Origin of the sequence: Arcticibacter tournemirensis (assembly GCF_006716645.1) — a bacterium.
GTDB classification, from domain to species: Bacteria; Bacteroidota; Bacteroidia; order Sphingobacteriales; family Sphingobacteriaceae; genus Arcticibacter; species Arcticibacter tournemirensis.
The window spans coordinates 4,239,719-4,262,714 of record NZ_VFPL01000001.1 but is presented as its reverse complement, the minus strand read 5'-3'; the positions used below and the strand labels follow the sequence as shown (position 1 = coordinate 4,262,714).

Here is a 22,996-nt window from a genome sequence, read left to right as displayed (position 1 = left end):
GTGATGATTAGAAACACTTTTGAAAGTATTATTATAATTTCAGTAATCTTTTGCTTTAGTTTAAAAGGCCTGTTTGCACAATCGCATACAGTTGATTACAGATATGCCCCTCAGTGGCATGTGTCATGCATTTCATTTCCTGATGATACCTGTAAAACACTCGTAGGACCCCTTGGTCAGGTATTCTACGATTTTGGAAGCAGGAGCTTCTTCCCTTTTGCAAATGACCGTGGATTTGCGACTGTAGTTCATTTCCTCGCCGATGAAGGTATTAAGATTAGTGATCAGAAGCTACTTAATGCACGGGTTCCGATAGTACAAACGATGTCTTCTGTCGGGGGAATGAGTGTCACTCAGGAAACCTTTGCTTTAGGATTGGATTATATGCGGAAAGGCATATCAACAAAAGCAGGAAACAGGGAAGATCTTATACTAACCGAGGTCAGGAATAACTCCGGAAAGGATCAGACTATTCGTCCGGTGCTTATTGTCAATTCAGATCATAAAGTGTCGGCACAGGATAGAATAGTGACGATAACAGATTCTTTGGGAAAAACCGCCCATGTTTATCTGAGTGAAAAAGTTAAGATATTAAGACAAAACCTCGCAGGAGCAGATTATAAAACTGTTATAGAACTGGAGCCTGTGAAGGTGGTGAACGGCAGTATTGTAAAGATTGCGGCATTATATGATAATGCTAAAGCATCCCTCTTATCAAAGGAAATGGAATCAGATCCTCCTCGATTTTTAAAAAAAACAGGGGATCTCAGAAAAGAAGTAATAGATTACTGGACTAACCGCACTAATATTCCTTACGGTCATATAGAGATTCCTGATGAGGAGATTCAAAACCTCATAGATGCTTCACTCAGAGGTATCTGGCAGGCCCGGGAAATCAAGAAAAACAGTATAGCCTTTCAGGTTGGGCCAACGTGTTACAGGGGGCTTTGGATAGTAGACGGTGCGTTTCTGCTCGAAACTGCTGCACTGATGGGTAGAGGGGAGGATGCCCGGGACGGCATTAACTATCTCCTGTCTTTTCAGGATACCACCGGTGGATTCGGCAAAATGAGTTCCAATTACTGGAAGGAGAATGGCATTGTGTTGTGGACATGTGTAAGACATGCTATGCTGTCGCAAGACAAACAGTGGCTACGGTCGGTATGGCCAAAACTAAGAAGGACAGTAGGCTTTATCAGGAAGCTAAGAGGGCAGACTCTTGATAATAGCATATCCCTTGATGACGGATTGATTCCTCCGGGAGAAATTGATGGTGGGTTATGGGGTAAAAAGGATATGGCGGAATATACTAATATATACTGGTGCCTTGCGGGACTAAAAACAATGATCCAGGCAGCTGAATGGTTGGGTATGAAGCAGGACGGCAAAGACTGGACAAGGGAATATCATGATTTTTATTCAAAGTTCAGGAAAGCGGCATTAAGGGATCTCGCTTCCGACTCATTTGGTAACAAATATCTTCCGGTGGTTATGGATCCAAAACAAAGATCTCTTCCCCAAAGGGCACAATGGGCTTTCTGCCAGGCTGTTTATCCAGGCCAGCTCTTTGAAAAGGATGATAAGATTGCTTCCGGCACTATGAATATGCTCGAATCGACTCTTCAGGAAGGGATGGTGATGGGTACAGGTTGGATCATAGAGGGGATATGGAACTATTTTGCAAGTTTTTATGGGCATGCCTGTCTCTGGAGAGGCGACGGCGGGAAGGCGATCGGGGCATTATATGCCTTTGCAAATCATGCCTCTCCGTTGTATGCATGGCGGGAAGAACATAATCCACGGGATCTGCAGGCAAAATATGTGGGCGACATGCCTCATAACTGGGCGAGTGCAGAGTTTATTCGTCTTGCCGTGCACTTACTTGCCCTCGACAGGGGTGACGAGATCCATTTATTGGAAGGGCTCCCCAAAGAGTGGATACGTCCTGGAATGAAAACCAGCCTAAAGGAGATTGCTACTCCCTTTGGCTTGCTCTCTTTTACGATCCAGGTAGACGCGGAAGGTAAAAGTGCAGTATTGAATGTATCTAAATTAAGTGATAAGGCTTGTAGAGCGATGTATGTACACCTGGGTAAATGGGGTAAAAAAGGACAGAACAGCCTTGTAAGGTTAAGTCCTGATAAGGACAATCATCTGATCATTGATCTGCAATAAAGCAGTAGGGTAGAATAATTAAAATCAAGATAATGGACACAATTATAAATGAACCTAAACGCGTTTTCAGAGATGATCATCTGGGAGGCGAAGGCGTTGACAAGAGCATCCGTAAGCTGAAAGATCTGAGGGGCATTTTCAAGGATGAGCGCGCCTTTGAAAATATGGACCCCGAAACGCTGGTGTATGAAGTAATCAGCTATTTGCCAGTTAAAGAAGGAACACAGGGAGGGGTTTATTTCGGAGTAACATCTATTTTTCCGGGTAGTGTTGGGGGTGAATATTTTATGACGAAAGGTCATTTTCATGCTATGATAGATAGAACTGAGTTCTATTGGGGGATAAAGGGGGAGGGAGTGCTGATATTGATGGATGAACAGCGAAGGGTGTGGGCTGAAAAGATGTTCCCGGGGAGCTTTCATTATATCCCCGGAAGAGTGGCGCACAGGGTGGCCAACACAGGTAAGGAGTTATTGTCTTTTGCAGCCAGCTGGCCCTCTGACGCCGGTCATAATTATGAGGAGATTGCAAGGAATGGCTTTGCGAAACGGCTGATTGATATAAATGGAGTTGCCAGTTTAATATAAGCAGAATGATGTATAGTATAGCCATAGACTTAGGAGGTACAGTAGTGAAAGTGGGCTTGATACGTGATGGAAAGATTGCGGGTTTTACCCTGCTTGAGGCTTTTTCAGAGCGTGGAGTCAGACCTAATCTGCCCCTTATTAAAAGTGCGATAAACGATCTGTTGTTTAAAGAAAATGTCGCTCAGAACGAACTGTCTGGTGTTGGATTGGCCTTTCCCGGGCTGGTAAATCCGATAAATAATACCATCATTTCAACCAATAAGAAATACGATGATGCACGAGATCTGGATTTCAATGAGTGGGTTGAGAATAACTGGAGAGTGCCGTTCTTTATGGACAACGATGCCCGGCTGGCCGTTGTTGGGGAGTGGAAGTACGGTGCAGCCTGCGGACATAAAAATGTAGTGATGGTTACGATCGGAACCGGTATAGGTACTGGCGTGATCATGGATGATTCGTTATTGTATGGCGAGCATTTCCAGGCAGGTTCTTTAGGTGGCCATTTTGTTGTGGATTATAAAGCGAGAAGATGTTCTTGTGGAAATATAGGATGCGTGGAAGCGTTGGCGTCTTCATCGTTCCTTCCGCAGATCATTTCTGAAAATGATGCACTGTCACCAGAATTTAGAGAAAGAGCGGTACAGTACGACTTCAAGAAAATCTTTTCTCTGGCAAGTGAGGGCGAGACTGATGCGATAACTGTTCGGAACAATTGCATGGATATCTGGGCCGCCGCGATCGTTACCTATATACACGCGTACGACCCGAACATAATTGTTCTTGGCGGAGGGATTATGAAGAGCAAGGATCTGATCATCCCCTATATTAAGGATCGGGTAGACAGATTAGCCTGGTGTCCATCTGGGAAAGTTGATATTGTAGCTTCTCGACTGGAGGACAGCGCCGCCCTTTTGGGTATTCAGTATAGTTTATTAAAACGCTTAAAAATGGGGGAAATTAACTAATGGCAAGAACTTCAAATTACGACAAATATCCGGTAATTCCTGTTCCCTCCGAAAAAGCACGATGCTGGACCGGGTGGCAAAATATAAGTAATGAGATCAGAAAGAAGATCGACAGTGTACGATCGACACGAAAAATAGTGGTTATAGAATGTTATCAGGGGGTTTTAGATAACGAAATTGAGACTGGAATTATACAGGGTATGGGCCCGGTGACCTTTATACGATCGGCAGATGCTATGTTAAATGAATCAGAATTGAACAGGAAGCTTCGGGAAGACATAACAGATGACGAAATATTTGGGTATATAACCAGGTATGATATAGACAGTTATTTTGATGCTGCGAAGGTTTATGAATTAAGAAAAGCAATATCGGAAATAACGGGAGGCACTATAGTTATTTATGGCGTTGGGGCAGCCTATCTACAGCCGGAGTATGATGTGCTGATTTATGCCGATATGGCCCGATGGGAAATACAAATGCGGTTCCGTCGGAACGAGGTAAGCAATATAGGAGTTAATAATTGCCAAGAAAAGGCTTCCCTTCAATATAAACGTGGTTTCTTTGTTGATTGGCGTATTTGCGACAGGTTTAAGAAACGACTCATGAAGAAATGGGATTATGTTCTTGACACAAATGTGCCGGATGAACCTAAGATGGCTTCTGCTGAAGCTATAACGGCAGGGCTGCGCGAGGCTACGAGGCGCCCGTTTAGGGTAGTCCCTTTTTTTGATCCCGGTCCATGGGGAGGCCAATGGATGAAAGAGATTTGTGATCTGGACAAAGGAGCATTGAACTATGCCTGGTGCTTCGACTGTGTTCCCGAAGAAAACAGTCTTCTGTTAGGACTGGGAGATGTAAAATTTGAAATACCTTCTATAAATCTTGTTTTTGCCCATCCGAAAGAATTGCTGGGCATCCCGGTATATGGCCGCTTTGGAGATGAGTTTCCCATCCGCTTTGATTTTCTGGATACCATGGCGGGTGGTAACCTGAGTTTACAGGTTCATCCTTTAACCGAGTATATCCAGGATAAATTTGGGATGAATTACACGCAGGACGAAAGTTACTATTTACTGGATGCGAAAGAGGAAGCTGTTGTATATCTTGGGTTTAAAGAAGACATTAATCCGGTTGAAATGATTAATGATCTTAAAGAATCTCAAAAGACAGGCATGTTTCCGACTGAAAAATATGTGGGTAAATATTCTGTAAAAAAGCATGACCATGTACTTATTCCTGCAGGCACAGTTCATTGTTCGGGCGCAGAGTCAATGGTGCTGGAAATCAGTGCTACGCCTTATATTTTTACATTTAAACTTTGGGATTGGGGCAGGCCGGGTCTCGACGGAAAACCCCGTCCTATAAATATAGATCATGGCAGTAAAGTGATACAATGGGACAGAACGGAGCAATGGGTGAAAAAGGAACTTATTTCCCGTGTAACAAAAATGTCAGAAGGTGACGGGTGGATAGAAGAACGTACAGGCCTTCATGAGCAGGAATTTATTGAAACTCGGCGACACTGGTTCACTAATGCTGTATTGCATAACACTAACGGATGTGTAAACGTGCTGAATCTGGTGGAAGGAAGGGAAGTGATAGTAGAAAGCCCTTCTCATTCGTTTGATCCTTTTGTAATACATTATGCTGAAACCTTTATTGTCCCTGCGAGGGTAGGCGAATATACCATAAGGCCTTATGGAGAATCGGAAGGACAACAATGTGCAACACTTAAAGCTTTTGTACGAACCAATGCATAAATCAGATAGTTTTAATCCAGGTTTCGCTATCCATTCGATAAGTAATCCGATGGGGTTTTTGTATGGAGAAGGTGTCTTCGGTCCGGAAGTAGAATACAGAAGATTGGATGACATTCGTAAAAGTTTACTAAACCCCCGGTGTGAAGGGCCGGAAATAGTTTATGCAATTGCAATGGACGTAGGTAAAACCGTCCATCGACAATTATTAAAGGACTTGCATCTTCTTTTTGGTGTGGTAACCTATGCTGCAGGAAAGTTAGGGGAGGAGCCGGTTAGAAGTCAGGGCCACGTACATAAGATATCTTCCTATAGCGGTTGGTCTACTCCTGAAATCTACGAAATATGGGAGGGAGAAGCAGTAATTTATATGCAGGAGTACGACGAGGACAATCCCGGGAGATGCTTTGCCGTATTTGCTAAACCTGGAGATGTTGTAATAGTCCCGCCGGATTGGGCTCATGCTACCATTAGTGCAAATCCGGAAAGTCCGCTTACCTTCGGAGCCTGGTGCGACAGAGATTACGGGTTTGTATATGATGGAATCAAAAGGCATAAAGGAATAGCCTGGTTTCCGGCATTTAGTGAACAGAATGAAATTCAATGGAGGGCGAATCAAACGTATAAAAGGTCTGAACTCATCTGTAAATCGCCGAACAGGTATGAAGGATTAGGTATTCAGCCTGGCAAACCGATATACACTATCTTTGAAGAGGAGCCGGAAACCTTTCTTTATGTTCCAAAACCACAATTAAAGGCAGGACTATGGGATAATTTTGAACCCTGAATTATTGTACATTTAAAAATCAATAACCAATGACAAGTAAAAAATACTTATACTGGATTACGTTTGTCGCGATTAATGGAGGGTTCTTGTTTGGACTTAATATTGCCGGCATTTCAGGAGCAAACGCTATGATAAAAAGTGAGTTCGGTCTTACCGACTCTGCATTAGGCACGGTGGCTGCATTGCTTACAATAGGAGCTTTAGTTGGAGCGTTGTTTTCAGGCAGATTTGCAGATTTGTATGGAAGAAAAAAAGTAATGGTAGCTTCAGCTGTCCTTTACACATTGTCGGCATTGGTATGTGCATTTACGACAAATATTTTTTTCCTCGATGCCGGTCGGGTTTTATCAGGAATAGCAGTTGGAATTACGTCTGTTATTGCTCCTATGTATATTTCAGAAATATCACCGGCTAAAAGCAGAGGAACAATGGTTTCTCTCAATCAATTTGCCATAACAATAGGAATACTTCTTGCTTACGTCTTTGATTATTTTCTGATAGGCCTTGGTAATGATAGTTGGCGGTATATGCTTGGCATCCCGGCTGTTTTCGGACTTATATTTCTAATCTTATTGTTCATGTCTTTTCCCGAAAGCCCAAGGTGGCTGTTGGCCAAGGGTAAAAAAGACAATGCGCTCCTGGTCCTTCTCAAAGTTGGCGGAGAAACGTCAGTAAAAGAAGATTTGCCGGCAATTGAATTTTCTCTTAATCAGGAGAAGGACAAGGAAAGAGTTTCCTTAACAGAATTATTTAAAGGAAAAACGGGGAGGGTTGTTTTGATAGCGACAGTTCTGGCTGCTGCGCAACAAATCACCGGAGTGAATGCTGTTCTGATTTACGCGCCAGATATATTTCAGGCTGCAGGTTCTATGAAAGAGGGAGCTATGTTCCAGTCGGTAATTCTCGGCCTGATTAATTTCCTGATGACTATTGTTGCTTTATGGTTAATAGATTCACAAGGCCGTAAAACGTTGTTATTATGGGGCGCTGCCGGTATGGCAGTCTCGCTGGGGTATCTCACTTACGAGTTTTCAAAGCCATCTCAAAACGCATTCAGCGTACTAATCGCGCTTCTGACATATGTGTCGTTTTTTGCAGCATCATTAGCTCCAGTTATGTGGGTGGTTATTTCTGAAATATATCCATCCAGGATAAGGGGAGTGGCAATGTCGTTTTCTACAGCGATTTGCTGGTTATGCTGTTTCCTGACGATTCAGTTTGCCCCCGTTATAAGAGCAGAACTGGGAACGACCTGGATGTTTGCCGTTTTTACCGGCTTTTGCGTGCTAACGTTTTTGTTTGTTATAAAATGGATCCCCGAAACAAAAGGTAAATCATTGGAACAAATAGAGAGTGAATTTATAAGTAGCGGTGTTTAAATAACTGTAACCATTAGTTATAATCTGACGTGAAAAAAAAATTAGTTTGTCTCAGCATAGTATTGTTTTTAATAAGCCACGAGAAGTCAGTAAATGCGCAAATATCAAAGGTCTATTCCGAATGGAGTTTGCAATGCAGGCAGACCGGGGAATACATTTATGAGGATAAGGGAGTTCTTAGATTTGGAAAAGCTCCTTCTGATGACAGGTATCTCTGGATTTCTGAATCCACGGAATCTGAGAATGTTAAAATTCGTAATAAAAGGACGGGCCACTACCTTCTTTCGGGTGCCGGTGGCCGGGTAGTTTGTGCAAACTTGTCCAGTAATGTTAAGCCTGAAAGAGCTATTTGGTTGTTTAAAGGTTTTGGTATCAGACAAATGGCAAATTGCAGTTGGTATACCTTATCAAACTTTTCGGAAAAAGAGGGTGAATTATTAACACAGATTGGATCAGGAGCCGGATTGAATAAAACTGACAGAAATACCAACTACCGTTCGCATTGGACGCTCGTAAGAGAGAAAGGATCTCTGCTGCCATTTGCCATTTTCCCAGACAGCGTAGTTGAAGCCTCTTTTCTCGGTTTAAGGGAGTCGAAGGCTGTTTCAATAACCAGCATTCAATCGGACTATCATGAGAAAGGTGGTCAATGGAAGTTAAAAGAAAATATCGGCTTATTTCCACAGTTTACAGCTGAAAATAATACTATGATGGTGGCCCTTTATAACATGGCACTGGAAGAAATGCAATTAGATATTCGCTCTGATTCTACCTTTATGGCCGGCGCTTTATGGCCGGATACCTGGACACGTGATGCTGTATATAGTATTTATTTTGCATTTTCATGGATTCAGAAGGATATATCAAGAAGGACGCTTAGAAAGCAAACTTTAAAGAAACCTAAAGAGGCATTACAGGATACAGGAACAGGAGGATCATGGCCTATTTCAACTGATCGCGTTGTTTGGGCAATGGCAGCGTGGGAATACTATTTAGTAACCGGCGATAAGGCTTGGCTCGCAGAAGCTTACGAAGGCTTGAGTTATACGGCAATAAAGGATATTCATGTAACTTTTGATAAAACCGTTAATTTGTTCAGAGGTGAAACCTGTTCCATGGACTGGAGAACCCATACTTACCCCAACTGGTTCTCTAATGAAAATATAGGTGAGTCTTTCTCGTCAGGAACAAACGCGCTGCATTTGTTCCTGTATGATTTTCTTGCCCGCTCGGGAAAGTTGTTGAACAAGAAGAATGAAGAGATAGATGTTTGGGAATGGTATTATAAGAAGGTTAAGAAAGGTATCAATGATCATTTTTGGGACGAGAAAAAGGGACTATATTATTCGTATTTGTATCCCCAGTTTATGAATTATCAACCATCCTCCCGGGTTGATATTATGTCGAACGGGCTTGCTGCTTGTCTTGGAGCAGCATCTTTAAAACAGGTATCGGGTATTGTAGAAAATTATCCGCTTTATCCTTATGGCGGAGCTGTTATTTATCCGACCATTGCCGATGACTTCGCTTATCACAACAAGAGCGTGTGGACTGTTTGGGAAACTCCCTATTTATATGCTGCCAAACGTGTTAAGAATTTAGCGGCGGTAAGTCATATCATGAAATCACAGATTCGCCAGGGAGCGATGTTTCTGACACATAAAGAAAATATGACCTATGATACTGGCTATGATCGCAATACTGCGTTAAATTCCGATCGTCAGCTGTGGTCTGTAGCTTCCTATATAAGTATGGTCTACCGGGTACTATTTGGTATGGAAATGACAGAAACGGGCTTATTGTTTTCACCTGTTGTCCCCTCTGATCTAGTAAAGGGAGAACTAAATCTGAAAAATTTCAAATACAGAAATAGTGTGCTTGATATTAAACTGACAGGAACGGGAAGTTTGGTGAAGAACATCAGAGTGAATGGAAAAGTTCAATCTTTGCCATTTGAATTTCCTGCAAGTGCTAAGGGGAAGTTTACTATTGAAATAGAAGTATCGCCTGATAATAATGATAATAGAAAGATTAATTTAGTGCAGGCCGGCCCAGGCAAATGCTGGGCACCGGATGAGCCTGTATTAAATTTGGAAAAGGGTCGGCTGATATGGCACTCCAAGCCTGGACTCCGGTATAAAATATATGGAAATAATAGTAAAGAGGATGCAACTTCGCCTTATAGTTTAGCAAATAAGCCTGAAGGATATTATTCTGTTAGTGCGGTAAATGATAACGGATTAGAGTCAGATTTATCCAATCCCATACTTTATTCCTCAACAGTAATAAGAATTGAATCTGAAGAAGGGAAGTATCTTACTAACACAGCTGATACCGCAAGAGGATATTCTGGAAAAGGATACGTTGTCGACTTTGCCGCCAAACCTGCCAATCTTGAATTTACTGTTGATTTAGCAGAAAACGGGAATTATTCCTTTTCATTGATTGGATCTAACGGGAGGGGGCCGCATGACGTTTATTGTTTTGTTCGATCCGTATTTATAGATGGCAAGGATGCAGGGACTTTTATACTGGAATCTTCTGGTAGCTGGAATAAATGGACTATGTCTAACCAATTAATATTAAAAGAACTGCCTAAAGGCAAGCATTCAGTTAAATTACTTCTTAATCCTGAAAATAAAGGATTTGATAACAATATGTCTTTTACAGGGACGTATAAAAACGATGCATATATAGATTATTTACGGGTAGTTAAGCTACCGTAATGGGTGTTTAAGAGACGCAGTGATAAGTTGGACTTAGGTTTATGACGTTCTTCCGACAGATTATGTTTCTTTTATTAAGACTGTTTTTATAAATTTACGTAATCAGTTACGTAATTAGTTTCATCATGGAAATCTACAAGAAAACAGGGAAAATGGCTATCGGAAGCAGGCTACGGTTGTTAACTGACAAGATCACAGAAGATGCCGCTGAAGTTTATAAACTGTATGGTGCCGATCTGCATCCTAAATGGTTCCCCGTATTCCATACATTGTCGGGAGGCGAAAATACTATTACAGAAATCGCAAAAGAGATTGGTCACTCTCATGCTTCTGTCAGTAAAATAGTTTCTGAAATGTCTGAGAAGGGGGTGGTACTAGAAAAGAAGGATAAGCAGGATGGACGAAGAAATATGGTAACTCTTTCAAAAAAGGGGAAAGAAATAGTTGAAAAGGTACAGGATCAGTACGTGGACGTTAACAATGCCATTGAAGATATTCTGAACAATACACAGCATAATCTGTGGAAGGCGATTGAAGAATGGGAGTATTTACTGGATCAGAAGAGTTTGCTGCGGCGGGTGCAGGAACAGAAGAAATCGCGGGAAAGTTCAAACGTGAAAATAGTAGGTTACAAAGACCAGTATGCGGAAGTTTTTAAGAAGCTTAACGAGGAGTGGATCTCCACCTATTTTAAAATGGAAGAAGCCGACTACCGGTCGCTGGATCATCCCAAAGAATATATATTGGATAAAGGAGGCGAGATATTTATTGCGCTATACAAAGACGAACCTTTGGGTACCTGTGCGCTTTTAAAAATGGACGACCTGCAATATGATTATGAACTGGCTAAAATGGCGGTATCTCCGAAAGCACAGGGTAAAAACATAGGCTGGCTTTTAGGCAGAGCAGCCATTGAGCGTGCGAGAGCTAAAGGCGCGGGGGCACTGTATCTTGAAAGTAATACAATCCTGAAGCCGGCTATCAGTTTGTATCGTAAGCTGGGATTTGAGAAAGTTACAGGCCGTGCCACCCCATACGAACGCTGTAATATTCAAATGGAGCTAGTGTTAAGTTATACGTAATAAGTTGTAAGTTTTAAGTATAAAACAACTGATATTCTTGTTTTACGAGAATACCATAAGTCATTTTACCTTTAACATCACTCATTTTAAAGTAGGTTATACTGCGTTGCCATTCTGATCAATGCTGCTGAGTTGGATACATTGAACTTCTGCATCAGGTTTCGCCGGTGCGTTTCGATGGTATGAGTGCTCACAAACAGCTGACTGGCCATTTCGCTGGTGGTTTTTCCTTCGCCGATACAACGAAGTACTTCTTCTTCTCTTCTGGTAAGGCGGGGCAAATCGAGCGGATCGTCGAGGGCTGCTTCAAAAAGAGAGCGCTGAACGTCGGTACTAAAATAGAGGGATTTGTTAACCACTGTCTTGATTGCTGTATACAGTTCTTCGGCTGATGCATTTTTCAGGATATAGCCGGTAGCGCCGTTTTGCAGCATCTTGGTGATCATGCTTCGCTCGTTATAAATGCTGATAGCGATAATATTAATGTCGGGATGCTGCTGTTTGATGAGTTTGCAAAGATCAATCCCGTTCATGTCGGGCAGGTTGATATCCAGCAGCAACACATCTACCTCTTCGGTAAGTAAGGCCTCCATCGCTTCTTTTCCTGTTCCACATCCTCCCTTTAGCTCAATGTCGTCGCTTTTCGACTGGAGGAAGTTCTTTATTCCTTCCAGAACGATCGGATGGTCGTCTACAATATAGACTCTCGTTTTAAGTGGTTTGCTGAGCATTAAATTCTATATTAATGGTAGTTCCTACATCTTTTTTTGACTGAATATCCAGTGTGCCTTTCAGGTAAGCAACTCTGTTCCTTACCGTCGACAATCCCAGGCCGGGATTGGTACTCATAATTTCTTTATCAAAACCCTTGCCGTCATCCTCTATAGTAATAAAGATCTTTTCATCATTCTGAATACATTGAACCAGGATAGTTTCGGCTTCGGCATGCTTTATAGCATTACTGATAAGCTCCTGTATGATGCGGTAGATCATAATCAGCTCGTTTTTGTCGTGGTGTGTGCCTATTCCGTAGGTCTGAAGTGAAATCTTCACCCCCGATTTTTCGAGATCCTCACAATAGTCCCTCAGGGCTGTGGTTAAACCAAACCGAAGGAGTGTTTCGGGCATCAGGTTTCGTGCTATCCGCCGCAGTTCATTCATCGCATTATCCAGTTTTTGGAGGATTAGCTTGTTTTGTTTATCCCATGAAGAATTGCTTTCATCACAGTCTGTTTCCTTCGAAATTAGGAGTTTGATGTTAGACAGCAGTCCCCCGAGTCCATCGTGAAGGTCGCCAGCCAGACGTTTGCGTTCCTGCTCCTGTCCCTGATTAAGTGCATCGAAGAACAGTTGTTCCTGCTGCATTTCTTTCTGTTTTTCCCGCAGCTTTTGCTTGTTGCGGTGTAGAAGATACACTAGCACCGAAAGGATAATCACACTTATCAGTAATCCTGAAATACTTAACAGAAGTGTTCTGTTGTAGTCGAGCTCGGCACTTTTCAGTGAGTTATCTGCCTGGAGCTGAAGGATCTTCTTTTCCTTTGTTTGCTGCTCATACTTTTTCTCCAGTTCATTTAACCGGATATTGGTTTCTTCCACCTTGAGACTGTCGGACAGGGCAGTATACTGCTTTAGCAGCTGAAAGGCCCTGGCTTCGTTACCGTTCTTTTCTTCTGCATCCACTAAGTTCTTTAAAATAACAAGGAGGTTCTTTGAAATGGGGTACTTGCTTGCCAGCTTATATAGTTGATAAGCAGTAGTCCTCGCTTTTTTATAGTCACCCTGTTTGTAATAGAGATAATACTTGCGGTTAAGCAATTCAAGCTGAGGATACTCCTGGTGTGTTTCCTGGGCCAGAAGTAGTCCCTGATCATAACTTCTGATGGCAAGATCTGGTCGTTTAACGATATGAAGATAGTACAGCCCTTCGTTTGTATAGTAGTCTATCCAGGGATATGCTTTGGGGTTCGGTTTTAAAACGTCTGCAGTTAAATTAAGATAAGCTTTGATCTGACGTGAGGGGCGATCAGAGAAATCCTCTTTAAACAACAATGCTCTGGCTGCTCCAAGGTAGGCGAGGGCGAGGTCTTCGTAATTAGGGAAGTGCTGCAGGGTTTTTATCGCCTTTTTGTACCAGGAGAGTGATTTTTCGAACTGCTGGGTATTCTGAAATGCGCTTCCAATGTCGTTATAGTTCCGTGCGAGTGTAATTGTATCCTTAATAGATTCGAGGATCGGCACAGCTTTATTAAGGAGTATATTTAAGTATCCGTAAGCGTCTCCTTCGCGTTGAAGCAATACACCAAGATTATGCCATACCCGGGCCAGGTAATGCTGCGACAGATAAGAACTGTCTTTCTGCAATATGTTCACTGCTTTCCGAAATTCGGCTTCAGCCATTTTGCCGTTGTCGTTTTCCATGTAAACACCTGCTATATAGTAATGGCCTATTCCAATCCCCTGCTTGTCGTTATGCTGCCTGTACAGGGTCATCACCTGAAGGGCGTAGTTCATTGACTTTGCCGAGTCGGTATAAATCCAGAAATCAGAAAGGTCTGCAAGCGCTTTTGCCCGCTCCTTATAGTTTCTGCTTTTCTTTAGAGCCAGTTCAAGACTATCGGGCTGAGCAGTAATCAGCTGCTGGGCCATTACTGAACCGTATAGACAAATAAACGTCAAAAAGAAAAAATACTTCTTCATAAGTAGCAGGCGAGGAGAGTATGTAAGCAATATAACCAAAGCTGCTGAAGGCCGCATAAGTTTTTAGCAAAATACCTGAAAACCATGAGATGAAATATACCAGAATCAGCGGATTTCAAAAAGCGTTTGTATTCCGCAACTTTGAAAAGCAAATATGTATGGTTTCATCTAAAAAACTAATTATGAAAAAAGCTCTTTTAACCACAGTACTCGCTACAGTATTACCTCTGATGTTTGGCGCCGTTTTGCACGCCCAGAAAACCGCAGCGCCTTACAATACAAGCTTCGGTTTGTTCCTGGATCTTGGAAACGGCGGAACTTTTGTTGGCCCTCATGTGAAACATTTCTTCACAGAGCATGATGCCGGACAGGCGATGATCATGTTTGGCAACGACCTTACTGTACTGGGAGTTGAATATTCGTATAATAAGCCAATTCCTAATGCGAGCGGCCTGAGCTGGAATGCCGGTATAGGTCCCCAGGTTTATTTTGGTGATGATCTTACAGGTTTTTTAATCCGTCCTCAGGCTGGGATGGAGTTTAAAGTTCCCAAAGCTCCGATAGCTGTTGGATTTGACTGGCGCCCGATGTGGGATCTGACCGAAGATACTGATTTTGAAGCAGGACGTTTCGGACTGTCCTTCAAATACGCTCTGTAAGAGAGCGACTCTTTTTATATCGACATTTCTGATTAATTAATTGATAGAAAAGGCCGCCCCGAACCTTTGGGGCGGCCTTAGTAATACTATAGAACCTGTGTTTATTTTATTCCCCCGAATGCGGCAAAGCAGGAATTTTTATGTAGCACTTCGGTATGTTTAAGGCCAACCCGGCTCAATAAAGCCAGCTGGTAGTTCAGGGAACGGGGGGTGTCCTCGTGATCAATATAGTCCAATACTTTTTGCCGGTATCCGGGGCCTCCGAGGGTTTCCAGGTATTCACTGTACTTCCCCTGGAAAAGCTTGTCAATTGGGGGAGAATCATGGCCGATCAGGTCGGAGATCCAGAAGCTGCCCCCCGGCTTTATACACCTGTAAATCTTCCCGAAAACCAGTTCCCAGTCGGCGTCGTCACGCAAATGATGCAAGGTTGCCGCTGCCAGCACGATATCGAAATGATTGTCGGGCAAATTTAAGTTACGCATATCATCCTGTATAATGGTTGTTTCTCCATTGGTTTGTGAGGATACCCGTGCTTTAGCCCTTTCAAGCATAGGCATACTCAGATCATTTAATGTGCAATTCAGATCGGGTAGCTTACTCAGCATCTTTAAGGAATAGTTTCCTGCCCCGCAGCCAATATCAAGCAGTTCTTTGCCTTGGGGGGTTGTGTATTTCGCAGCCTCTGTGCATAGTTCCATTGTAAGTGCCGCATCGATAGTGGTTTGCTGGCCAGTTTCGAGGTTTGAAAACCGTTCTACATCATTATCGAACCTTGTTCTGATCTCGGCATTAGACGCCTTCTGCGAGTAATTTGCTTTCATCGTTTAGTCTTTTTGTAAAGGTACATGGTTTAATTAACGGACTTCATGGTGAGTAACAGGATATTATTGATAAATGATTAAAGAAAAAGAAGTTTTTTTCAAAAATATAATATCATTCTTCATAATAAATAATAATATTGTAATTGTATATACCGAAAACTATCGTGCCCCTGAATGTATATACGCTTATTGGAACAATTTCTTTCATTTTAGAACCTATTTGTGTTATTATGAGAAAATCTCTACTGATTTTATTTAGTGTCCTGCTTTACCTGGCAACATTTGCACAGGGACAAATCAGGGTGACGGGAAAAGTCACATCTGCAGAAGATGGAAAAGGTGTTTTTTCTACTGTGCTCTTAAAGGGTACGTCGAAAGGGGCATCCACTGATTTAAACGGAGCTTATTCGCTCGATAACGTACCCCAGAATGGTACTCTTATTTTTTCAGCTTTAGGGTATAAAAAGCTGGAAATACAGGTGAAAGGACGCGGCCCTTCAGTTGGATAATCAGGCCCTCCAGGAAGTAATGGTGGTAGCCTATGGGACAGCGACAAAGGGAACGTATACAGGCTCAGCCTCTGTTATTAAGCAGAGCGCAATTAAAGACGTTCCTGCCGCTTCCTTTGAGACTGCCATGATCGGGCGGACACCTGGTGTGCAGATCACCTCTGCGTCGGGGCAGGCCGGATCTGCTCCAATGATACGGATCAGGGGAGTTGGCTCCATGAGCGCCACAAATGAGCCTCTGTATGTCATTGACGGAGTTCCGGCGGTATCCGGAAATGCGGGGCAGATGAAGGACTATACTACTGCCACCAACAATGTGATGAGTTCGATAAATCCTTCTGATATTGAATCGATCACCATACTGAAAGATGCTGCGGCATCTTCCCTGTACGGTTCAAGAGCAGCAAACGGAGTGATTATCGTGACTACAAAGCGAGGGAAAAGCGGCAGGCCTGTGGTCAACTTTAAATCCTCTGTTGGCTTTACTCCTTCATGGGCAACCGATAACTATGAGCCGGCGGGGATCCAGGAACAAACGAACATGTTATACCGGGTTTTTTACGACTATAATATTGCCGGCAAAAAAACAGAAGCGGCTGCAAATGCAGATGCTTTAAGAAGGCTTAATGGCAAGTTTAACAGGCATGGCTATTATTTTGAGACGGCAGGGACGGGCTTATCTGAAAATGTCATCATCAAAGGTATGACCGATGGAATAGTGAACCGTGAAGGTACTTACTTTGACTGGGAGGACGCACTCTTCAGAACGGGCGTGTATCAGACAAATGACTTTTCTGTAAGCGGTGGTGATGCAAACACTACGTACTATTCTTCTTTGTCTTATACGAAAGATCAGAGCCGCGTTAAAATCAATAGTTTCGACCGCGTGGCCGGCCGCGTGAATTTAGCTCAGAAAGTAGGGAAGTATGTAGAGTTTATATCGAACGTGAACATCGGGAGGACCGGCCAGGAGGGATATAACGATTCGAGAAACACCAACTCGAACTACTTTATGCAAACCAGGAATCTGCTATGGCCATTTTACTGGCCTACGGATTATAAAACCGGTCAGCCTTTTACCGCAAGGTATGGCAGTCTCGCTCAAAATGCTGTATACTACGACAATGAGTGGGAGAATAGTTCGATCACACGAAGGATAACGGCAAATGAGACCCTCAATATCAAATTTCTTCCTGAACTGAACCTCAAATCAGTGTTCTCGTACGATAATGTGCAGGTTAAAGATCATATTTACTACAGTGCTCTTCACTTTAATGGATCCGGTACCAATGGCTCAGTGAACGAGATGACCACCAATATCAATAAGCTCGTATCTTCCACTACGCTGAATTATGCGAAGCAATTCGGACTACATAACATCGGCATGCTGGCCGGATTTGAAGCAGAAAAGAATGAAACCGATTTTCAGCGTTCCACCGGTACAAATCTTGCGTCGAGTTCGTTACGTACTGTAGAAACTGCAGGTGTGCTCACGGCAAATGCCTATGAGTGGGGGAATAACCTGCTATCGGGATTTACCCGTGCCGAGTATAACTATGGGCAGAAATATTATGCATCGGCCTCGTTCCGCCGTGATGGATCTTCAAGACTCGGCCCGGATACACGCTGGGGGAATTTCTGGTCGGTAGCCGGAGCCTGGACTATTGGCAACGAAGATTTTATGAAAGAGGTTGACTACGTGAGCAACCTTCGGCTGAGGGCTTCGTATGGTACAAATGGAACGCTTCCTACCGACGATTATGGCTGGAGGAATCTGACCAGCTATAAATCAAAATACATGAATCAGCCGGCCGGTGCTATCGTTACCATCGCTGATCCCAACCTCACCTGGGAAACCAGCTACTCTTCGAACCTGGCCGTCGAGTTTGGATTATTTAACCAAAGGATCAGCGGATCTGTTGAATATTTTAACAGAAACTCAAAAAATCTGCTTCAGAATGTTCCCTTGTCATTGGTGGTCGGTATACCGAATACTCTTAAGAACGTAGGCGAAATTAATAACCGGGGCATTGAAGTGGAACTGGGCGGCGATATTATCCGCAGGAATGACCTGAGATGGAGCGCAAGTGTAAATGCCGCATTTTTAAAATCGAAGGTTACAAAACTGTATAAGGCAGAAGGCGCTGCTGCAGCGAATGATATTGTATGGATTGATCCTACTTTGTCAGTTGAAGACAGGAGGGCGCAATATATCTTCAGGGAAGGCGAGTCGACACGTGCGTTCTGGGGATATGAGTGGGCCGGTGTTCATCCTGCAAGCGGCCGAAACGTTTGGTATGTAAACTCGCCGGAGGGTGAGAGTGAAGGCGACTTCATACATAACGGCAGGGGTGCAACCTTTGATTATTCAAAGGCTAATTATACAGTTTTAGGCTCTGCAATCCCGGATGTATACGGCGGGATTAATACCGATCTGGAATACAAGGGATTCACCCTCGGTCTGAATTTTAACTATAAGATAGGTGGTTATCTGTATGATGCTGCTTTTAAAGACGTGGCAGATGATGGATACTATTGGGAGAGGATTAGATCGCAGATCTACTATGAGGAGATGTGGACCGCTGAAAACCCGGAAGGAACTTTACCTGCCTTGTCTGGTTTAGACCTGACCGACCCGCAGCAATTCAGCAACCGTCAGATGCACGATGCCAGCTTCCTAAGGCTTAAAAACGTAACGCTTGCTTATAATTTGCCGAAGGATCTGATCAAAAGGATCGGTGTTTCGAATGCCAGGGTATATCTCAACGGCAGCAATCTTCTGACATTTTCAAAGTATAAAATAGCCGATCCTGAAGTAAATGAGTATGGCACCAGGGGCTGGGAGACACCTTTCGGAAAGACCTATACAATGGGCGTTGAATTTAGTTTCTAATGAGTTTTGATTTGATAAGATGAAAGCAACAAAAATATTTTTAGCAGGTCTTGTGGCTTTAAGCCTGTCGTCATGTAAGGACTTCCTCGATGTAGAGCCAACCAATATGGGTAAGGTGGAGACTTCTATTCAGACACCTGCCGACGCGCAGATAATGGTGAATGGAATGATGAACAGCATGACCGATGTGAACTATTACGGGAGAAATTTTATTATGTATGGTGATGCCAAAGGGGGTGATCTGACGGTATATTCCCAGGGGCGGGGCTTAGATGCGCTATACACATTTAACCACACAGCAACCACGAACAGCTTTTCGGGGACATGGCTTCAGATTTACAATGGTATTCATCAGGCCAACAACATTCTCGAAGGTATTGCGACAATCGAAGCTACTGCTCCTAATGCGAGTTTTGATACTTACAAGGCACAGGCTTTGACTGCCCGGGCGATCATGCATTTTGATCTGGTGCGTCTGTATGGCAAGTCGTATGATGATGATAAAAGTTCATTTGGTGTTCCCAATGTAACGACAAGACTAGGTTCGGAGGCTCAGCCACTTCGTGCAACAGTTGAACAGAATTATACACAAATACTGGCAGATCTTACTAAAGCGGCTCCTTTATTGCCTAAAACAATCACTAAGGGCTACATAAATTACTATACTAACCTGGCGATGCAGGCCCGGGTATATCTTTACATGAAGGATTACGCGAATGCGCTGATTGCTGCAGAAGAAGTAATCAGCAAAACCGCGCTTTACAGCTTGTATAGCAATGCCGCGTGGGTGGCTTCGTGGAAAACACCATTTGGCTCCGAGTCGATCTTCGAACTGGGTGTTTTTGCAACGGAGAATGATTTGGGTACTTCTGCTTTGGGCGTCTATCTTCGTCGCAGCGGACATGGATCCAACAATGCGCTGGGACAGTTTTTAGTAAGTGATTACTATCTGGACCGTCTGCGTCAGGATCCCAATGATGTTCGCTGGGGCATTTTAGCCCGCGACGAAACCTCGGCGACACGTATGGGCTCCTTGTATAAATATAGCGGTAGCACTACTTTGGAAGGGGATGGTAAGGCCACGAATACTGCCGTGAATATTAAGGTGATACGGCTCTCTGAAATTTACCTGATTGCCGCCGAAGCTGCGCTTCCAACCGATAAGGCGAAGGCTGTGACCTACCTGAATGCCATTCGCAAGCGCGCTCCGAACCTTGCGCCTGCGACAGAGGCAACTATCAGCCTTGATATGATCCTCGACGAGAGAAGCAAGGAGTTGTTAGGTGAAGGTCATAGGTTTTTTGACATGATCCGCTTAAATAAAACAATTACGTTCAATGATGAACTCGGCGGCTTAAGTGTTGCAGGTCGGGAGACATCCATCAACAGGAGCTTTTACAAAACGAGACTGCCCATTTCGCAGACAGAGATCAATGCAAATCCGGGATTAAAAGCACAGCAAAACCAAGGCTATTAATTCCCGCAGCATATTTAAATATCCAAAGGCCCAAAAATGATGTTCTGCATCGTTTTCGGGCCTTTGGTCTTAAAAGATATTCCGAAACTGCTTGCATTACATCAGGCCAAACTTAATGCCGGCAAACACCGTAAAGGGCCTTTGAGGACCATAGATGTAGTTGCTATCGCGGTTCTTCCCGGTATCAAAGTCCTTTTGATACTGATCGAAAAGGTTCTGGATCCCTGCGTTGAATTGCAGATCCTGCCTTATGCTTTTCAAGGTAAACCGGTAGGAGAGACGGATATTCGTTTCCGTAAAGGTGCGTGAAGTTATTAATGCGTCCTGGTTTACTCCGGGGGCACCGGCAAAGTGTGGTACTTTCATCGGTCCTGTAATAACCCCTGAAATATTAACATTGAACCGGCTTTGAGGAAGGATGCTGAGGGTATAGAAACCGTACGTTTCAGGACTGCGCAGGTATTCGCGACTTCCTGGGAGTTCTGAAGACCAGGCTACCGGGCGGTCGTATTCTGCCCTCTGAACGGTTAAACCGGTTTCAAGCTGAAATTTCTGGCTGTAGTTAATCCGTCCTTCGAGCGTGATACCCTTAACAGTCGAGTTACTTCCATTTTTTCTGAACAGCCGTTGATTTCCGTTTTCATCGGTGCCTCTTTCTTCGAGGATGAACGAATCGTGCAAGTTCGTGTAAAAGACGTCGCCTGTGAATCCATAGATCAGCTTTTCATTTGCCTTATTAAAGTCGACAGAAACATTGTAACTATCAGAGGTTTCTTCCTTTAGGGCGGGATCGATACTGATTAAAGAAACACCTCCTCCGGCAAAGGCGATATGCATATCGGTTTCAAAAGCTTGCGGCGCTTTAAATCCGCGGGCGTAGGATGCCCTTATCTGTGTATTCTGGCCGGGCTTGTATAAGGCGCTGATCCTGGGGGTTAAGATGAGGCGGTCTACTTTATTCGACTTGTTTACCCGGAGACCTGACAGAACCGTGATGCTACGGTTGATTTCCCAGTCGCTCTGGACAAAGGCGCCTAAAAGGTTTACCCTCTGATCTATCAAATAATTATAGAGGGCTATTTCGTCGAAGGTGTATTCGCTTTGTATTTCCATTCCTGTAGTGAGTGTGTTTTTTCCGTTCAGAAAATCGTCGAAAACTTGATTGTACTGGAACCCTCCCTGGAATGAATGATTTTTTGTACGCCCCCAGGCGTCGGCCTGGTCTATGCCCGTATAGTGTGTCCGGCGGGTATGTTGTGCTGAAGCATAAATGCTGTACGAGTTTTTGTTGTTCTTAGAGTAATGGTCGAAATTAAACCCTCCCAGAAGAATGTTGTGCAGGCGGTATTCAGACTGGTCGGCCTTGTCGGCCCGTTCCTCAATTTTGTTGCCACCCCGGCGCTCTTCGTAAATGCTCCATCCGTTGACCTCCAGTTTATTCTGCGGATCGAATTTAAGAAAGGAGTTAAATCCGAATGAGTTGTTGGTGAGCTTAGCTATTTCAGAATAGTCATCTCCATTGGCATCATAGGCGTCGCGGTTACGGTGGGAAGCAAAGAATGAAGCTCCTGCGTTTTTTTCGTCATTAATGACGCTGGCATTCAGGTTTAAAAAATTGTCGGTTGCCTTGCCTTTGATCGATGCTGTATTAGATGAAACGGTGAATGAGCTGGTCTCCGGTTCTTTAGTCAGAATATTGACTGTTCCGGCGATGGCCGACGTGCCGTATAATACGGATCCGCCACCGCGCACTACCTCTATCCGGTCGACCATATTGGAGGGAATCTGATCTAATCCATACATACTCATCAGGGAGCTAAAGACTGGTCTGCTGTTAATCAGTACCTGCGAATACGATCCTCCTAATCCGTTCATCCGTAACTGAGTGTAATTGCAGGTTTGGCAGTCGGTTTCCATCCGGAGGCCCGGCTGAAAACACAGTCCTTCGGAAACTGTGTTCGATTGTGTAATGTTAAAAGTGCGGCTGTCCAGAATATTCACAGCCACCGGACTCTCCAGTCGCCTTCTGTTGGTCCTGGTGCCTGTGATCACGACATCATTAAGAGAGGAAGATACCTCTTTCAGGGAAGCATTAGCCACCGTTACCTCGCCGGGACGAACTGTCACCGGAAGTTTTAATGTTTCAAACCCTATGGAGGAAATAACCAGGGTATGTTGGCCGGGAGCGATTTCCTTTATTACAAATCGTCCCTGCCCGTCGGCAAGCGTCCCTTTGCCAGTATTTTCAACTTTGAGAGAAGCATGGCCGACTCCCGAATCTTTGTGGCTGATCTTTCCTTCGATCGTTCCCGTTTGCGCAAAAGAACCGAGGGTGCTAAATAGGAGGGAAATGCTGTAAAGGTACTTTTTCATTTTAAGTTATGGATGATGATGTTTTCAAAGTTAAATATATTTAATAAAAAAAGTTAGATATGTCTATCTTTTTTTATTTTGTTAATTGAATTTGTCGATT

General features: G+C 43.6%; 16 protein-coding genes. 12 read left to right on the top strand and 4 right to left on the bottom strand.

Annotated features, from left to right (window positions below; all coding sequences use genetic code 11):
• Nucleotides 1-3: 3 nt before the first annotated feature.
• The 8 genes from BDE36_RS17960 (at nt 4) to BDE36_RS17925 (ending at nt 11,461) form a co-directional block, all read left to right on the top strand.
• Nucleotides 4-2,175, top strand: a complete 2,172-nt coding sequence (locus BDE36_RS17960; protein ID WP_141815961.1) for a hypothetical protein — start codon at nt 4-6, stop codon at nt 2,173-2,175.
• A gap of 32 nt (nt 2,176-2,207) precedes the next feature.
• Nucleotides 2,208-2,762: a glucose-6-phosphate isomerase family protein gene (locus tag BDE36_RS17955; RefSeq protein ID WP_141815960.1), complete on the top strand. Its 555-nt coding sequence runs from the start codon at nt 2,208-2,210 to the stop codon at nt 2,760-2,762.
• Nucleotides 2,763-2,767: 5 nt separating this feature from the next.
• A complete protein-coding gene (locus BDE36_RS17950; protein WP_202618152.1) occupies nt 2,768-3,727 on the top strand; it encodes an ROK family protein in 960 nt (319 codons plus the stop codon).
• A complete protein-coding gene (locus BDE36_RS17945; protein ID WP_141815959.1) occupies nt 3,727-5,490 on the top strand; it encodes a class I mannose-6-phosphate isomerase in 1,764 nt (587 codons plus the stop codon). Before BDE36_RS17950 ends, BDE36_RS17945 begins: the two co-directional genes overlap by 1 nt.
• Nucleotides 5,483-6,274: a glucose-6-phosphate isomerase family protein gene (locus BDE36_RS17940; protein ID WP_141815958.1), complete on the top strand. Its 792-nt coding sequence runs from the start codon at nt 5,483-5,485 to the stop codon at nt 6,272-6,274. The genes BDE36_RS17945 and BDE36_RS17940 overlap by 8 nt, the downstream gene beginning before the upstream one ends.
• A 29-nt stretch (nt 6,275-6,303) precedes the next feature.
• Nucleotides 6,304-7,653, top strand: a complete 1,350-nt coding sequence (locus tag BDE36_RS17935; RefSeq protein WP_141815957.1) for a sugar porter family MFS transporter — start codon at nt 6,304-6,306, stop codon at nt 7,651-7,653.
• 29 nt (nt 7,654-7,682) lie between these two features.
• Nucleotides 7,683-10,379, top strand: coding sequence for an alpha-L-rhamnosidase-related protein (locus BDE36_RS17930; protein ID WP_141815956.1), 2,697 nt, complete (start codon nt 7,683-7,685; stop codon nt 10,377-10,379).
• 125 nt (nt 10,380-10,504) lie between these two features.
• Nucleotides 10,505-11,461, top strand: a complete 957-nt coding sequence (locus tag BDE36_RS17925; protein WP_141815955.1) for a bifunctional helix-turn-helix transcriptional regulator/GNAT family N-acetyltransferase — start codon at nt 10,505-10,507, stop codon at nt 11,459-11,461.
• 86 nt (nt 11,462-11,547) lie between these two features.
• Here BDE36_RS17925 and BDE36_RS17920 read toward each other — a convergent pair whose 3' ends face one another.
• Together BDE36_RS17920 and BDE36_RS17915 are read right to left on the bottom strand one after the other, a co-directional pair.
• Nucleotides 11,548-12,192 carry a response regulator gene (locus BDE36_RS17920; RefSeq protein ID WP_141815954.1) on the bottom strand — a complete coding sequence of 215 codons (645 nt, stop codon included), beginning with the start codon at nt 12,190-12,192 and terminating at the stop codon, nt 11,548-11,550.
• A complete protein-coding gene (locus tag BDE36_RS17915; RefSeq protein ID WP_161987684.1) occupies nt 12,173-14,110 on the bottom strand; it encodes a tetratricopeptide repeat-containing sensor histidine kinase in 1,938 nt (645 codons plus the stop codon). The genes BDE36_RS17920 and BDE36_RS17915 overlap by 20 nt, the downstream gene beginning before the upstream one ends.
• Nucleotides 14,111-14,343: 233 nt before the next feature.
• On the opposite strand from BDE36_RS17915, the gene BDE36_RS17910 reads away from it, so the two are divergent.
• Entirely contained in the window at nt 14,344-14,820 is a 477-nt protein-coding gene (locus BDE36_RS17910; RefSeq protein ID WP_141815952.1) for a hypothetical protein, read from the top strand.
• Nucleotides 14,821-14,921: 101 nt separating this feature from the next.
• Here BDE36_RS17910 and BDE36_RS17905 read toward each other — a convergent pair whose 3' ends face one another.
• Nucleotides 14,922-15,644, bottom strand: a complete 723-nt coding sequence (locus BDE36_RS17905) for a class I SAM-dependent methyltransferase (RefSeq protein ID WP_141815951.1) — start codon at nt 15,642-15,644, stop codon at nt 14,922-14,924.
• A 230-nt stretch (nt 15,645-15,874) separates the two neighbouring features.
• Between BDE36_RS17905 and BDE36_RS17900 the strand changes: the two genes are divergently transcribed.
• From BDE36_RS17900 to BDE36_RS17890, 3 genes are read left to right on the top strand one after another with little or no spacing between them, the layout of a single operon-like run.
• Entirely contained in the window at nt 15,875-16,153 is a 279-nt protein-coding gene (locus BDE36_RS17900; protein WP_141815950.1) for a carboxypeptidase-like regulatory domain-containing protein, read from the top strand.
• A complete protein-coding gene (locus BDE36_RS17895) occupies nt 16,146-19,046 on the top strand; it encodes a SusC/RagA family TonB-linked outer membrane protein (protein WP_141815949.1) in 2,901 nt (966 codons plus the stop codon). Before BDE36_RS17900 ends, BDE36_RS17895 begins: the two co-directional genes overlap by 8 nt.
• A gap of 19 nt (nt 19,047-19,065) precedes the next feature.
• Nucleotides 19,066-20,523: a RagB/SusD family nutrient uptake outer membrane protein gene (locus BDE36_RS17890; protein WP_141815948.1), complete on the top strand. Its 1,458-nt coding sequence runs from the start codon at nt 19,066-19,068 to the stop codon at nt 20,521-20,523.
• 96 nt (nt 20,524-20,619) lie between these two features.
• On the opposite strand, the gene BDE36_RS17885 is transcribed toward BDE36_RS17890, so the two are convergent.
• Nucleotides 20,620-22,896 carry a TonB-dependent receptor gene (locus BDE36_RS17885; protein ID WP_141815947.1) on the bottom strand — a complete coding sequence of 759 codons (2,277 nt, stop codon included), beginning with the start codon at nt 22,894-22,896 and terminating at the stop codon, nt 20,620-20,622.
• Between the last annotated feature and the right edge of the window lie 100 nt (nt 22,897-22,996).